Here is a 14,302-nt window from a genome sequence, read left to right as displayed (position 1 = left end):
GCTTTTCAGGGCTGTGACGATAACTGCGTCACAAGCTATGAACATCTGGCGGGCCGGCGACCTCTTCGCGTCGAGTGCCCACTCACGGGAGAGGCCACATGGCATTAAGTCGTCGCGTATTGTGGTCAGTGGCCTCCGGTTCACTGATTTATTCCGGTATGGCCTCAGCGCTCGGCATGGGTGAGATCACGCTGCACTCGGCCTTGAATCAACCATTGAGCGCTGAGATTCGATTGATCGACGCCGGCAACCTTGGCGTTGAGGACATTCGCGTCATGCTGGCGTCGCCCGACGATTTCCAGCGCATCGGCGTGGACCGTCTTGCCTTTCTTCAGGACCTGCGCTTCGTCCCGGTGATCGATGCTCGCGGCAGCCGCATCCAGGTCTACTCGGACAAGCCCGTTCGCGAGCCCTATCTCAATTTCGTCGTGGAGGTTACCCGCACGACGAGTCGGATGCTGCGTGAATACACCGTTCTGCTCGATCCGTTACCGACAGTGCCAGCCCAGGTGGCGCCCATCGCCACGGTTATGCCTCGTCCGAGCGCACCGGTTCGCCCCGAAGCTTCGCCGATTGTGCCGGCCCCGAACCTGCCAGCCGCAACCGCTGGCAATCGTCATCAGGTCGGCCCCGGCGAAAGCCTTTGGAGCATTGCCGGCGCGCTGGCCTCGCGCAATGGAGCGGTAGGGCAGTCGCGGCTGATGCAAGACATCCTCGCGCTCAATCCCGGGGCTTTTGCTGGCGGTGATGCTGGGCGGCTGATGGTTGGGGCCCGTCTGGTGCTGCCAGACTATCTGGCAGGCGCGGCTTCGGTTCCGGCGCCGATGGCCGAAGCCGTCACCGTCGAGCCTCAGCCGTTGCCAACGCCAACGGCGACGTCGAGCGAGCCGGCGGCCGTTGACGATCAGGTCGCAACCCTGCGGCAACAGCTGTTCGAAGAGTTGGCCGCCAGTCGCGAGGAAAACGAGCAACTGAGACAGATGCTGGCGGACATGCATTCACAGCTGGAAGCGGTCACGGCCAGGCTGGCCGAGCGGGACAGCGCGGCAGCATCGAGCGACCAGGCCATTGCACCGGCTACCGTTCTCGCCCGGCCCGTCGAATCGGCGCCAGCGATCAAATCCAATCAGCCGAGCCTACCGGCGACAGTCATGGACCACGACTCATGGTGGCGTGAGTGGATGCTGCCGTTGGGAGGGCTAGCGGTGGTGGTTGGGCTGGGCGGGCTTGCCTATGGCCGTCGCAGAAAGGCCAAGCCCGAAGCCGAGCCGCGCGAAGCGACTGCCGTGGCCGCGCCACGCGCCCCTGCGCCGTTGGTCGCTCATGCCGTCTCGGAAATGCCTCGACAGCCGGCTCACGCCTCGGTGAGCGAGACCGACGTGCTGGAGGCCGCCGATATCTACTTGACCTATGGGCGTCGTGAGGACGCGCTGGACGTTCTGGTTCGCGGGATCGAGAAGGCGCCGGAGCAGCTGGAGCTGCGGCTGCGTCTGCTTGGCTTGCTCGCCGAATCCGGTGATGTCGAGAGCTACCGTCGCGAGGCGGCGGCCTACCGGGAAGCCGGTGGTCATGCGGCCAACCTCGACCAGTTGCTGACACTCCATCCGGCCATGGCTGCCGCGTTCGCCGAGGTTGAGCGGCAAGACGTCGTGAAGCCCATGGACGAGGAATTCGTGCTGGACCTCGACGCCCTGGCCGATTTCGAGCGTGACGAGCAGCTGCTCGGGCAGACAGCCGAGGTCGCGTCGGCAAAGGACGCTTCGGACACCTGGCTCGATGACCTTGATGGAACCCTTACGCTCGGTGAGTTGCCTTCCCTGCTTGACCCGACGGGGGGGTACCAGGCACCGGTGCTGCCACCGATCGAGCAGCTCGAGCCCAACCCGGAGCATCTGGTACGGCTCAACCAGGCGGTGGCCTATATCCAGCAGGGACATATCGAGAGCGCTTGCGTGATCCTCGAAAGTCTCGTCAGCGAAGGTGACGAGGCGCAGCGCCAGCAGGTTAACGAATTGCTGGCGCGAATCGCCTGATTCGTGCGTGGCACCGCCTCAGAAGCTGCGTCCGAGATTCATGTACAAGGCGCGTTCGGATTCGTCATTCAAGCCATAGCTGAAATTGAGGGGGCCGAGCGGCGTCTGGTAGCCGATGAACAGGCTGCCGGCGTTTATCTGGCCGCTGTCGTACTCGTTGTCGTTGTTCCAGGCACGTCCGCGTTCCAGCGACGCGCCCAGATAGAGCGGAAAATCCAGCGGCAGAAACGAGCGGGGCGTCATCCTGCGCAGGTAGATCAATCGTGCCAGGCTAATGTTCTGGCCCGATAGCGCATCCTGACGGAACCCCGAGAGCTGGCGGGCGCCGCCCAGTTGGAAGCTGGATGTCACCACCTCGGCATCGTTCAGGGTGCGCCCGTAGCGTCCACCGACGATCAGTGTATTCACACCATCGCTGAAGGCCTTGTCCAGGTTGATTTCCCATTGCCGGAAGCGCTCGTCCGACCCCAGGGAAGGTTCGTACTGGCGCAACCCTATGCCGATGTCTTCGCCTTCCTGGGGAAAATCGACGTTGTCCAGGGTGTCGAATGAATAGAGCAACTGGTAATAGCCTTCCTGGAAGCTGAAGTCGGGCGACTCCGGGTCGCCGATCCTGACATCCGCTTCACCCCAACTCTGGCCGATACCGAAGCGCACCTCGCCGTTGTTGGCGATCTGACGGCCCACGTTCAGGGCGTAGCCATAGCGTTGCAGCCGATACTCGGCAATCGGATCATGGTTCTGCAGTGCTTCCAGATTGCGCGCCTCGGCAATCACGTTCGGCGCCACGAACCAGCGCGAACCGGCATCGAGTGGCTGGTAGAACTCGCTGAACAGTTCCTGCTGATCTCCCAATTGCAGGCGCGTCAGCCATTCGGCCCCGAGCTCGTTGATGCCGTTCTTCCGATAGCTCGCACCGATGTTGAAGGCGCTGTCACCACGAAAATCGTCCGAGAGGTTGATACCCAGACGCAGGTAGTCGGTTCCAGATCGCTTGTCACGTGTGGTGACGACCAGGGTATTGCCCAGCGTGCCCTGTACCACCCGGTATTCGACCCGGTCGAAGTAGTCGAGCCCGTACAGGGTGCCCATGTCCTTTTGTAATTGCTGCAAATCCAGTGGTTCGCCTATCGCTTGGCGGATGTGGCGGCGGACCACGGCATTGCCGACTTTCGAGTCGTTCTCGATGTGCACGGCGGTGATCAGCGGCGACTTGGGCTCGGACGAGCGGGCAAGCGCCAGCGCCGGATTGCCCGCGTTGGGGCTGCGCATATCGGCCAGACGTGCCTCGAGTGCGCTCGCGGCGCGGTAGCCGGCATCGATCAATTGCTCGGCGCGGCCGAAATCGGTGGAGCCGTACCCGGCGAGCATCGGTTGCACCAGAAGGTCCTCGGTGCGCAGCGTGGCCAGCTGTTCCTCGGAGTTGCGGCGGGTCATCATGGTAATGGACTGATTGAGCACATCCACCACGGTGAGCAGTTGCTCGCGCGGCACCAGCGGCGAGCCGATGTCCACGACGATCAGACGGTCCACTCCCATCTCGCGCGCCACGTCCATGGGGATGTTGTCGACCATTCCGCCATCGACCAGCAGGCGGCCATCGACCTCCACCGGCGCGAAGACGGCCGGAATCGACATGCTTGCTCGTATCACCTGCGGCAGGTGTCCCGAGCGAAAGACGACCTTCTGGTCATTGGCGATATCGGTCGCAACGGCGCGGAAGGGGATTGGCAGACGGTCGAAGTCACGTGTGTCGCTGATATGCACCAGGAGGCGTTCGAGCAGCAGCGCGAGGTTCTGGCCCTGGATGACACCGAGTGGCAGGCCGAGGCTGCCGTCGTCGCGAAAACTCAGTTTGCGTTTGACCAGAAAGTCGCGGTCGTCCTGCTTGCGGCGAAAGGGAATGTCTTCACGTGGCGGATCGTCGGACAGGACCTGCTCCCAATCCAGCGTCAAAGCCAGCTCTTCCAGCGCTTCGACGCTGTAGCCGGCGGCGTAGAGGCCGCCGATCACGGCGCCCATGCTGGTTCCTGCGATGGCATCGATACGGATGTGATGTTCTTCGAGGGCTTTCAGCACACCGATGTGGGCGATGCCGCGCGCGGCACCGCCAGACAGCACCAGGCCGGTTCGCGGCTGGGGTTCGCCAATGGCCAGGAGCGGGAAGAGCAGGAGCAGAAAGAGGAGACGGGGCATGGCGACACCGGGGCTCTTGGAAAATGGCGGCTATTATAGGGGGCCAGCCAGTCGCCGGAGCGCGCCACCATGCCCGATAGCAAGCCTGAGATCGTTATCACCTATTGCACCCAATGCCAGTGGTTGTTGCGATCCGCCTGGCTGGCGCAGGAACTCCTGTCGACCTTCGCCGACGACCTCGGCAAGGTGTCGCTGGTACCGGCTACGGGCGGCGCCTTCCACATCAGTTGCAACGGCGAGCAGATCTGGGAGCGCAAGCTTGATGGTGGTTTCCCTGAAGCCAAGGAGCTGAAGCAGCGTGTCCGTGACCTGATCGATCCGCAGCGCGACCTCGGCCATAACGAGCGGCGATGAACCTTCTCAGCCGGACAGCTGCTCGCTTCGTATTTCGTCCAGCAGCAACTGTGCCGCGGCTGACAGCGTGCTGCCGTGGCGGGCCACCAGCCCATAGGGCTCGCTGCGGGACTGCAGCTCGAACGGCAAGCGGCGAATCATTCCGAACTTCTCGCTGAATTCGGCTACAGCCAACGGCATGACAGCCACCAGTTCGGGATCCTCCTGCAAGAGGCTGAGCATGGTGAAGGTCGAAGCGGTTTCGACCGGGTAGCGCGGAAACTCCAGCCCGCACTGGCTGAACTCGCGTTCGAGCAGCAGGCGCATGGGCATGTTGGTGGGGTAGACCACCCAGCGGTAGATGCTGAGGTCGCTCAATTCGAGCTTGGTCGCAGCGCGCGCCGGGTGGTCAGGGTGGGCTACGAGTGTCAGTTGTTCTGGGTGCAGTGTCAGGCAGTCGTAGGCATCAGGGCGCTGGCTGACGCTACTGCGGCAGATGGCCAGATCGAGTCGGCCCTGATCGACCAGGCCCAGCAGTCGCGCACTCGTATCCTCGACTATCTCGACCGAAAGCTCGGGCTGCTTCTGCCTCAGCCGGCCAAGCGCACGCATCAGCATGGGTACGGCGCCCATGATGGTGCCGACGGATAGCCGGCCGCCCTGACCCTGCAGAATCCCCACCATTTCTTCTCGCAGGTGCGCCAGATCGCTATGGATCAACCGGGCATAGCGGATCACGCAGCGGCCCAGGTCGTTGGGCTCCAACCCCTGGCTGTTGCGAGTGAACAGCTCGAATCCAAAGGTGTTTTCGATTTCATGCAGCGATTTAGTCGCGCCGGGTTGGCTGATAAAGACCTGCTCGGCAGCGCGGTGCAGCGAGCCCTGTTCGTCCAGCGCAATCAGTAACCGCAGCTGCTTGAGCCGAAGGCGGGAGACGATGGTGGGGAGGGCGGGAATCATGAGATGACTGGAAGTTATCGCTCAATCAGAAGCCGTCATTAGGCACCAGCGGAAGCGGTTTTTAAAGTGATCGCTACAGGCCTCCGTCAGGCGGGGCGTGATCACAACAAGAGGAAGGTGCGCATGCGGTTGATTCAATTCGAGAACGAGCAGGGTCGCAGGCACGTGGGGCTGGTAGTCGGCGAGCGAATCGATGTGCTGACCGGCGTCACCAGCACGCGCGAGTTGGCCCTGGCGGCAATACGTGAGCAGCGCAGCCTCGCTGAACATGTCGAGTCCCAGGCGCGGGAAGCCGGTCCGCTGTACCGCGACCTGCTCGGGGCGGGGCAAGTCCTGCCGCCGCTCGACCATGAAGATAGTGCGCATTGCCTGGTTAGCGGCACGGGTCTGACCCATCTGGGCAGCGCCGCGACTCGCGACAAGATGCACCAGCAGGGCGAGCAGGACGAAGCCAAGCTCACCGACTCGATGCAGATGTTCCGCTGGGGTATGCAAGGCGGTCGACCGAAGTCAGGCAGTGTTGGTGCTCAGCCTGAATGGTTCTACAAGGGAGACGGCAGCATCGTGGTGCGCCCCGGTGCGGATTTTCCCGCCCCAGATTTCGCCGAAGACTATGGCGAAGAGCCCGAACTCACTGGCCTCTATGTGATCGGGGATGATGGTCAGCCGTATCGCCTGGGCTTTGCCCTCGGCAATGAGTTTTCGGATCACGTGGTCGAGCGCAAGAACTACCTTTATCTGGCGCACTCGAAGTTGCGCTACTGTTCGTTCGGCCCGGAGTTGCGAGTAGGGTCGTTGCCGGCGCATTTGGCTGGGGTAAGTCGTATCCGCCGCGGCGAACAGGTGTTGTGGGAGAAAGAGTTTCTATCCGGCGAGGAGAACATGTGTCATACGCTGGAAAACCTTGAATATCACCATTTCAAATATGCGCAGTTCCTGCGTCCTGGTGACGTCCACGTACATTTTTTCGGGACGGCGACGCTCTCGTTCGCGGACGGTATAAAAGCCCAGCCGGGCGATCAGTTTGAAGTCAGCCTGGACGCCTTTGGCGCGCCGTTGCGCAATGGCATCAGCGTCCGTCGCGCGGGCATCACCCCTGGCGGCGTAACGCAGCTCTGACACACCGCGTGCCCATCGATCTCCCGCAACGACCCGGCGCATGGCGTCGGGTTTGCCACATTTCAAACTCTTCGCTCGGAGGCGGACTGGGCGAAGCCTCACGAAGCACATCATCAGAGGAGAAATTCCATGCCGAATATCAGCGGTCAGAACTACATAGGCGGGGCCCGCAGCGCGAAGGGGTCGGATATTGTCCATAGCGTCGATGCCAGCACTGGCGAAGCATTGCCTTACGAGTTTCATCAGGCGACTGAGGACGAAGTGAATGCTGCGGCGCAAGCGGCAGCCAGCGCCTACCCCGAATACCGAGCGCTCCCCGCCAGCCGGCGTGCCGAATTCCTCGATGCCATTGCCGATGAGCTGGATGCGCTGGGCGATGATTTCGTCGCGCTGGTCTGCCGTGAGACCGCGTTGCCGGCGGGCCGAATCCAGGGTGAGCGTGGCCGTACCAGCGGGCAGATGCGTCTGTTTGCCAAGGTGCTGCGCCGTGGTGATTTTCTGGGTGCGCGGATTGACCGAGCGATGCCAGAGCGCAAGCCGCTCCCGCGCCCCGATCTTCGCCAATGCCGTATGGGGCTCGGGCCGGTCGCCGTGTTCGGAGCGAGCAATTTTCCATTGGCCTTCTCCACTGCTGGAGGCGACACCGCATCGGCGCTGGCAGCTGGGTGCCCGGTTGTGTTCAAGGCACACAGCGGTCACATGGTGACGGCTGAATGCGTCGCCGATGCGGTGATTCGCGCGGCGGAGAAAACCGGCATGCCCAAGGGTGTGTTCAACATGATCTACGGCGGCGGGGTAGGCGAATGGTTGGTCAAGCATCCGCTCATACAGGCGGTGGGCTTTACCGGTTCGCTGCGAGGTGGTCGTGCGCTCTGTGACATGGCCGCGGCGCGCGCCCAACCGATTCCGGTATTCGCCGAGATGTCCAGCATCAACCCCGTGGTGCTGATGCCCGAGGCACTCAAGAGCCGGGGTGATTCGGTCGCCAACGAACTGACCGCTTCGGTCGTGATGGGCTGCGGCCAGTTCTGCACCAACCCTGGTCTGGTCATCGGCGTTCGCTCGCCGGAGTTCAGCGAATTTCAGGAGCGGCTGGTCGGCTTCATGAACGAACAACCAGCCCAAACGATGCTCAATGCGGGCACGCTTAGCAGCTATACAAGGGGCGTCCAGCATCTGCAAAGCCATCCCGGGATCAGCCATCTTGCTGGCCAGGCCCAGCAAGGGAGCCAGGCACAGCCGCAGCTGTTCAAGGCTGACGCAAAGCTGCTGATCGATGGCGATCCGCTGTTGCAGGAAGAGGTGTTCGGCCCGACTACCGTTTTGGTTGAAGTGAATGACAAGGCTGAGCTGATGCGCGCGCTGTCAGGCTTGCATGGCCAGCTCACCGCAACGCTCATCGCTGAACCTGCTGACCTCGCGGACGCCGCTGATCTGGTGGCGCTGCTGGAGCAGAAGGCCGGACGGCTACTGCTCAATGGCTACCCGACCGGGGTAGAAGTCTGTGATGCCATGGTGCATGGTGGGCCTTATCCGGCCACTTCGGACGCCCGGGGGACTTCAGTCGGGACCTTGGCGATCGACCGCTTCCTGCGCCCGGTGTGTTATCAGAACTTCCCGGATGCGCTCTTGCCGGACGCCCTGAAAGACGCCAACCCGCTGGGCATCAAGCGTCTGGTGGACGGTGAAACCACTGACGCGGCGCTCTGATCCACGTGGCGGCTCGCTCGATCAAGGGTGAGCCGCTTCGTGTCCTAGCCCCATCTGTTGAGCAGTGTCTCGCAGCAGCTCGAGCACGCTGGCGGCCGCTGGCGAGAGCTGCTGCGGTGTCTTAGTGATGATGCCGTAGGCCATCAGCCCCTGGTTCAGATCGGCATCGATACTCGCATCAACCTCGATTTCTTCCAGCATGCCGTAGCGCGCATAGTGCACCAGCACATCGCGTGGCAACACGGTCAGCATGTCGTCCTTCTCGACCAGCGTGGTCACCATCAATAGGTTTTCCGCGTTCACGACCTTTCGTGGCGGACGCATGCCAACACGTTGGAACAATGCATCGAACTCCTGTCGCAACACGCTTCCAACTGGGGGCAGCACCCAGTCCGCGGCGTTCAGTTGCGCGCGGGACATGGGACCCTCGATCAGCCCGGCGCGTGCACAGATTTGCAGGGGCTCCTTGGCCAACGGCTCGAAGCGCAAGTCGGTTTGCTGACTGCTGGCAAAAAAGCGCGCAACCAGAAAGTCCAACTCGCCGTCATCCATGATCGCCAGCAGATCGCGGCTTGAACCCGTGCGGATGGTAATTTCCAGCTCTGGAAAACCAAGCTTGGCGCGTCGAACCACTTCAGGCAGAAGCTCTGCGCAGGGTGTCAGGATGGTGCCGATGCGCACATGGCCCTGTTGACCATGACGCAGCGCGTCGACTTCGCTGTAGGCGCTGTCCAGTGTGTTCAGCATGCGCTTGGCGTGGCGAATCATCGCCTCGCCATACAGCGTTGGGACTACGCCACGAGCATGGCGTTCGAACAACTCAACGCCAAGCCCGTCTTCCAATTCCTTCAGAAGCTTCGAGATGGCCGGCTGGGAAATGCCCAATCCAATGGCAGCACGATTGAGGTTACCGGTCTCGCCGAGCGCAGCTAGCAATGGGATATGCCGGTTCTTGAGCCGTGTCCGGACAAACCAGTTACTGTTGATCGGCTTCATCAGGTATATCCGTTCGTGTATCGGGGATGCTGAAATATATATTTGTTGATGATGTCTTGTCTCTCTAGGCTTCAGGACAACGACAGCACCGCTCCGCTGCTTCCGTGGCTAGCGCCTCGATCGTGACGGTGCCTAATAAGAATAATCGGAGAAGCCTTTATGCATCTTGACGCCCACCTTTTCGGGTTTGGCCTCGCAGCATCCCTGATCCTTGCGTCCGGCAATGCCGTTGCGAAACAGGAATGGAAATTCCAGATCAACGTCAACGCCGGGGATGACGAATACCGCATCGCTCAGGAGTGGGCGAGAAGTGTCGGCGAGAAAACCAATGGCGAAATCACCGTAGAGGTTCTGCCAACCGGCACCATTGTCGGTAACAACGAGACACTTGATGCCGTCGGAGCTGGCATTATCCAAGGCCACATCACCGATCCCGGGTATTTCTCCGGCAAGAATCCGGCTTTCGCGGTATACGGCAACATGGTCGGGGCATGGAGCGGTCCGGCGCCCTTCCTGGACTACATGCGCAACGCGGGCGGCGAGGCGGGTTACAACCTTCTGGTGGAACCGTACAACGTTCATCTCATCCGCGCTGGCGCTGTGGGCGCGGAGGCTCTGATCAGCAAGCGCAAGATCGAAACCCTCGATGACCTCAAAGGCCTGAAAGTGCGCGCGCCGGAAGGCATGGTTTCAAATATCTTCAAGCTGGTCGGTGCGGCACCGGTGAACCTGCCGACGTCCGAGGTGTACACGGGCCTGGAAAAAGGTGTGATCGACGCGGCCGATTACACGGTGTTCTCCACCAACTACCAGCAGGGCTACCACAAGTACGCGCCGTTCGCGGTCTATCCCGGCTTCCACTCGATGCCGATGAAGGACATCTCGGTGAACAAGGCGCTGTGGGACGCGCTGACTCCCGAGCAGCAGAAGATTCTTGAAGACTCGGTCGATGCCTTTACCGAGCAGCTGGTTACCGATCTGCGAAAGAAAGACGACGAGCAGGTCGCCGTGGCCAAGCAGAAGGGCGATGTAACACTGACTTCGCTTACCGAGGACGAGCTGAGGAAGTTCCGTCAGTCCGCGCGAGACGAATGGGCGCGGTGGCGTGAACGCAGTCCGCAGGCCAAGGAGGCGGTGGACTCGATCCAGGCCTACCTGCAGGACAAGGGCATGCTCTGAGCCGCGCAACGCGGCCATCCAATATTCGAGTAACCAACGACTGTCCGGCTGCTGTCGGAGAGTCCGAGGAGTTTTGCTGTGAACAAAACTCAACCTTCGTCCGACGATCATCTGGATGTCTGCGCCCCAGAGCCGGGCCAGAGCCTGCTTGATCGTGGTATTCGACGCGCGGGTCAGGTAATTGCCTGGCTGGTGTTCGTCGCCATGCTGGTCAGTGTGTTTGAAGTCGTCATGCGCTATGGCTTCAACGCGCCTACTGAATGGGCGCACGAAACAACGACCTTTCTCGTCGCAGCCATCTTCGCGCTGGGCGGGCCCTATGCATTGGCGACCAACCGGCACATTCAGATTCGCATTCTGCTTGACCGCCTTTCACCCGCTAAGCGCAGTTGGCTGGAATTGCTGAATCTGCTGCTGGGCATCCTGTTCTGCCTGGCGATCGGCTATGCCGCCTGGGTGCTTGCCTACAACGCCACGCATGCGCCCGATGGCAGCTGGCGGCTGGAAACCTCGGGGTCGTCCTGGAACCAGCCGCTGCCGGCACTCACCAAGATCGTCATCCTGATTTCCATTGCGCTGATGTGTGTGCAACAGGTGGTGCGGATCGCGACTCACCGACGTGCGCGTCTTGATACGGATGCCACGAAATGAGCATCGAGATCGCAACCTACCTGATGATTTTCGCGATCTTCGCGCTGCTGGTGCTGGGGCTACCGTTGGCGTTCGTCACTGGCCTGGTCGCCGCTGGCTTCACCTTGGGCTGGTTCGGTCCGGTGGCCGTGCCGCTGGTGGCCAGCCGCATGTTCGGTTTCATCACCGAATACTCGCTGGTGGCGGTGCCGATGTTCGTGTTCATGGCGGGCTTGCTGGATCGCTCAGGACTGGCGCGGGACCTGTTCAATTCCATGCGCTTCTTCGCTGGAAGGTTGCCGGGCGGGGTCGCGGTACAGACCATCGTCGTGGCGTTCTTTCTTGCCGCCATCTCGGGAATCATCGGCGGTGAGATCGTCCTGCTTGGCGTATTGGCGCTGCCGCAGATGCTGCGCCTGGGCTACGACAAGCGCATTGCCATCGGTGTGGTCTGTGCCGGTGGTTCGCTGGGCACCATGGTGCCGCCCTCGATCGTGCTGATCATCTATGGGCTGATTGCCAGCGTCTCCATCGCCGATCTGTTCAAGGCAGCGATCGTGCCGGCCGCGCTGCTGATGGGCAGCTACATGCTCTACGTGGTGGTGATGTGCTTGCGTTATCCGCATATGGGCGGTGCGCATCTGGAGAAAGACACCAAGGTGCCGCGGTTGACCCTGGGCGAAGCCTTCAAGGGCATGTTCTTTCCGATTGCCATCGCCGGGCTGGTGCTGGGGAGCATCTATGCAGGCATTGCATCAGTAACGGAAGCGGCAGCCATGGGTGCGATGGGCGTGTTGCTCGCGGTGTTGATACGCGGCGAATTCAGCATCCGATTGCTGCAGGAAAGCCTGACCCAGACCCTTGAAACCTGCGGAATGATCGTCTGGATCGGTATCGGCGCGGCCTGTCTGGTCGGCGTCTACAACCTCATGGGCGGCAACCGCTTCGTCTCGTCAGCGATTACCGGGCTCGAGGTTGCGCCTTTCGTCATCGTGCTGGTGATGATGCTGATGTTCCTCTTGCTGGGCATGTTTCTCGACTGGATCGGCATCGCCATGCTTTGCCTGCCGATCTTCGTACCCATCGTCGTCGAGCTCGGCTACGACCCGGTGTGGTTCGGCATCCTCTTCGCGGTGAGCATGCAGGTGTCCTACATCTCGCCTCCGTTCGGCCCTGCAGCCTTCTACCTCAAGAGTGTGGCGCCACCCGATATCACCCTGACCGACATCTTCCGCTCGATGGTGCCTTTCATCGTCATCCAGATCGCGGTGCTCGGTTTGCTGCTGTATTTCCCGGCCATCTCGACGTGGCTGCTCTGACCCTACTCACAAACGATCAACCCGGCAGGCCCGTACGGTCTGCTGCTGGAAAGGTGCACGCAAAATGACTGACAAACGCCCCCTGCGCTCCGCTCAATGGTTCGGCACCACTGACAAGAACGGGTTCATGTACCGCAGCTGGATGAAGAACCAGGGCATCCCGGATCACGAATTCCAGGGCAAGCCGATCATCGGCATCTGCAATACCTGGTCGGAGTTGACCCCCTGCAACGCGCACTTTCGCAAGATTGCCGAGCACGTGAAGAAGGGCGTGCTGGAAGCCGGTGGCTATCCGGTCGAGTTTCCGGTGTTCTCCAACGGTGAATCGAACCTGCGACCGACCGCCATGTTGACGCGCAACCTGGCCAGCATGGATGTCGAGGAATCGATTCGCGGCAATCCGGTGGACGCCGTGGTATTGCTGGTCGGCTGTGACAAAACCACCCCGGCGCTGTTGATGGGCGCGGCGAGCTGTGATGTGCCCACCATCGTCGTCACCGGCGGGCCGATGCTCAACGGCAAGCACAAGGGCCGCGATATCGGTGCGGGCACCATCGTCTGGCAGATGCATGAGCAGTACAAGGCCGGGCAGATCGATCTCAACGAGTTTCTTTCCGCCGAGGCCGGCATGTCGCGCTCCGCGGGCACCTGCAACACCATGGGGACCGCATCGACCATGGCCTGCATGGCTGAAGCGCTGGGCACCTCGTTGCCTCACAACGCGGCGATTCCGGCGGTGGATTCGCGGCGCTACGTGCTGGCGCACCTGTCCGGCATGCGCATCGTCGAGATGGTTCACGAAGACCTGCGGTTGTCCAAAGTACTGACCAAGCAAGCGTTCGAGAATGCCATCCGGGTGAACGCGGCTATCGGCGGCTCGACCAATGCCGTCATTCATCTCAAGGCCATCGCCGGCCGGATCGGGGTTGATCTGGAACTGGATGATTGGACGCGTATCGGGCGGGGCATGCCGACCCTTGTCGACCTGCAGCCGTCGGGGCGCTTTCTGATGGAAGAGTTCTACTACGCGGGCGGGTTGCCAGCGGTGATCCGCCGGCTGGGCGAGAACAATCTCTTGCCGAATCCTGATGCGCTGACCGTCAACGGCAAGTCGCTTTGGGGCAATTGTGCGCAGGCCCCGATTTACGGCCAGGATGAGGTCATTCGTACGCTGGACAATCCGCTGCGCAAGGACGGCGGCATCTGCGTGTTGCGTGGCAACCTGGCACCCAGTGGCGCGGTGTTGAAACCGTCGGCAGCAACGCCGGAGCTGATGAAACACCGCGGTCGTGCTGTGGTGTTCGAGGATTTTGATGACTACAAGGCACGCATTGCCGACCCTGATCTGGACGTCGACGAAACCTGCGTCCTGGTCATGAAGAACTGTGGCCCGAAGGGTTATCCGGGAATGGCCGAGGTCGGCAACATGGGCCTACCGCCAAAGGTGCTGGCCAAGGGCATCACCGACATGGTGCGGATTTCTGACGCCCGCATGAGCGGTACCGCTTACGGAACCGTGGTATTGCACGTCGCGCCGGAAGCCGCCGCTGGCGGCCCGCTGGCGGTAGTGCGCAACGGGGATTTCATCGAACTGGATTGTTATGAGGGCCGCCTGCATCTGGATATACCGGATGCCGAACTGCAAGAGCGGCTGGCGGCCTGGCAGGCCCCGGAGGGCCTGCTGTGGGACGGTGGCTATCGGCGGCTGTTCGTCGAGCATGTAATGCAGGCCGACGAGGGGTGCGACTTCGACTTTCTGGTTGGCTGCCGCGGTGCCGGTGTGCCACGGCATTCACACTGACCGGCAACGCCCAGCGGGAAAGATGC

11 protein-coding genes are annotated in these 14,302 nt (G+C 61.6%); 8 read left to right on the top strand and 3 right to left on the bottom strand.

Annotation, left to right across the window (positions count from 1 at the left end; genetic code table 11):
- The first annotated feature begins 98 nt into the window (after positions 1-98).
- A complete protein-coding gene (locus MST27_RS03245) occupies positions 99-2,033 on the top strand; it encodes a FimV/HubP family polar landmark protein (protein ID WP_243604584.1) in 1,935 nt (644 codons plus the stop codon).
- An 18-nt stretch (positions 2,034-2,051) separates the two neighbouring features.
- On the opposite strand, the gene MST27_RS03240 is transcribed toward MST27_RS03245, so the two are convergent.
- Positions 2,052-4,229 carry a patatin-like phospholipase family protein gene (locus MST27_RS03240; RefSeq protein WP_243604583.1) on the bottom strand — a complete coding sequence of 726 codons (2,178 nt, stop codon included), beginning with the start codon at positions 4,227-4,229 and terminating at the stop codon, positions 2,052-2,054.
- Between the two features lie 69 nt (positions 4,230-4,298).
- On the opposite strand from MST27_RS03240, the gene MST27_RS03235 reads away from it, so the two are divergent.
- Complete coding sequence (locus MST27_RS03235) at positions 4,299-4,583, top strand: Rdx family protein (RefSeq protein ID WP_243604582.1); 285 nt, start codon at positions 4,299-4,301, stop codon at positions 4,581-4,583.
- A 6-nt stretch (positions 4,584-4,589) separates the two neighbouring features.
- Here MST27_RS03235 and MST27_RS03230 read toward each other — a convergent pair whose 3' ends face one another.
- Positions 4,590-5,522, bottom strand: a complete 933-nt coding sequence (locus tag MST27_RS03230) for a LysR family transcriptional regulator (protein ID WP_243604581.1) — start codon at positions 5,520-5,522, stop codon at positions 4,590-4,592.
- A gap of 123 nt (positions 5,523-5,645) precedes the next feature.
- Between MST27_RS03230 and araD1 the strand changes: the two genes are divergently transcribed.
- Both araD1 and MST27_RS03220 read left to right on the top strand, forming a co-directional pair.
- Positions 5,646-6,641 (top strand): AraD1 family protein, encoded by a 996-nt coding sequence (araD1, locus tag MST27_RS03225; protein ID WP_243604580.1) that lies wholly within the window; start codon positions 5,646-5,648, stop codon positions 6,639-6,641.
- A 129-nt stretch (positions 6,642-6,770) separates the two neighbouring features.
- Positions 6,771-8,351 carry an aldehyde dehydrogenase (NADP(+)) gene (locus tag MST27_RS03220; RefSeq protein ID WP_243604579.1) on the top strand — a complete coding sequence of 527 codons (1,581 nt, stop codon included), beginning with the start codon at positions 6,771-6,773 and terminating at the stop codon, positions 8,349-8,351.
- 21 nt (positions 8,352-8,372) lie between these two features.
- On the opposite strand, the gene MST27_RS03215 is transcribed toward MST27_RS03220, so the two are convergent.
- Positions 8,373-9,347, bottom strand: coding sequence for a LysR substrate-binding domain-containing protein (locus MST27_RS03215; RefSeq protein ID WP_243604578.1), 975 nt, complete (start codon positions 9,345-9,347; stop codon positions 8,373-8,375).
- A gap of 159 nt (positions 9,348-9,506) precedes the next feature.
- Here MST27_RS03215 and MST27_RS03210 point away from each other — a divergent pair, with 159 nt between their 5' ends.
- The 4 genes from MST27_RS03210 to MST27_RS03195 all read left to right on the top strand — a co-directional run bounded on the left by MST27_RS03210 (position 9,507) and on the right by MST27_RS03195 (position 14,276).
- The gene (locus MST27_RS03210) at positions 9,507-10,526 is read left to right on the top strand and encodes a TRAP transporter substrate-binding protein (RefSeq protein ID WP_243604577.1); all 1,020 of its coding nucleotides are present in this window, start codon (positions 9,507-9,509) and stop codon (positions 10,524-10,526) included.
- Positions 10,527-10,604: 78 nt separating this feature from the next.
- Positions 10,605-11,177 (top strand): TRAP transporter small permease subunit, encoded by a 573-nt coding sequence (locus MST27_RS03205; protein ID WP_243604576.1) that lies wholly within the window; start codon positions 10,605-10,607, stop codon positions 11,175-11,177.
- Positions 11,174-12,475, top strand: a complete 1,302-nt coding sequence (locus MST27_RS03200) for a TRAP transporter large permease (RefSeq protein ID WP_243604575.1) — start codon at positions 11,174-11,176, stop codon at positions 12,473-12,475. Before MST27_RS03205 ends, MST27_RS03200 begins: the two co-directional genes overlap by 4 nt.
- A 64-nt stretch (positions 12,476-12,539) precedes the next feature.
- On the top strand, positions 12,540-14,276 hold the full coding sequence (locus tag MST27_RS03195; RefSeq protein ID WP_243604574.1) for an IlvD/Edd family dehydratase: 1,737 nt from the start codon (positions 12,540-12,542) through the stop codon (positions 14,274-14,276).
- Positions 14,277-14,302 lie beyond the last annotated feature (26 nt).

The sequence above is a fragment of the Stutzerimonas marianensis genome (genome assembly GCF_022810315.1).
Taxonomy (GTDB): domain Bacteria; phylum Pseudomonadota; class Gammaproteobacteria; order Pseudomonadales; family Pseudomonadaceae; genus Stutzerimonas; species Stutzerimonas marianensis.
The sequence above is the reverse complement of the archived record's forward strand: the minus strand, read 5'-3'. Positions and strand labels throughout refer to the sequence as shown.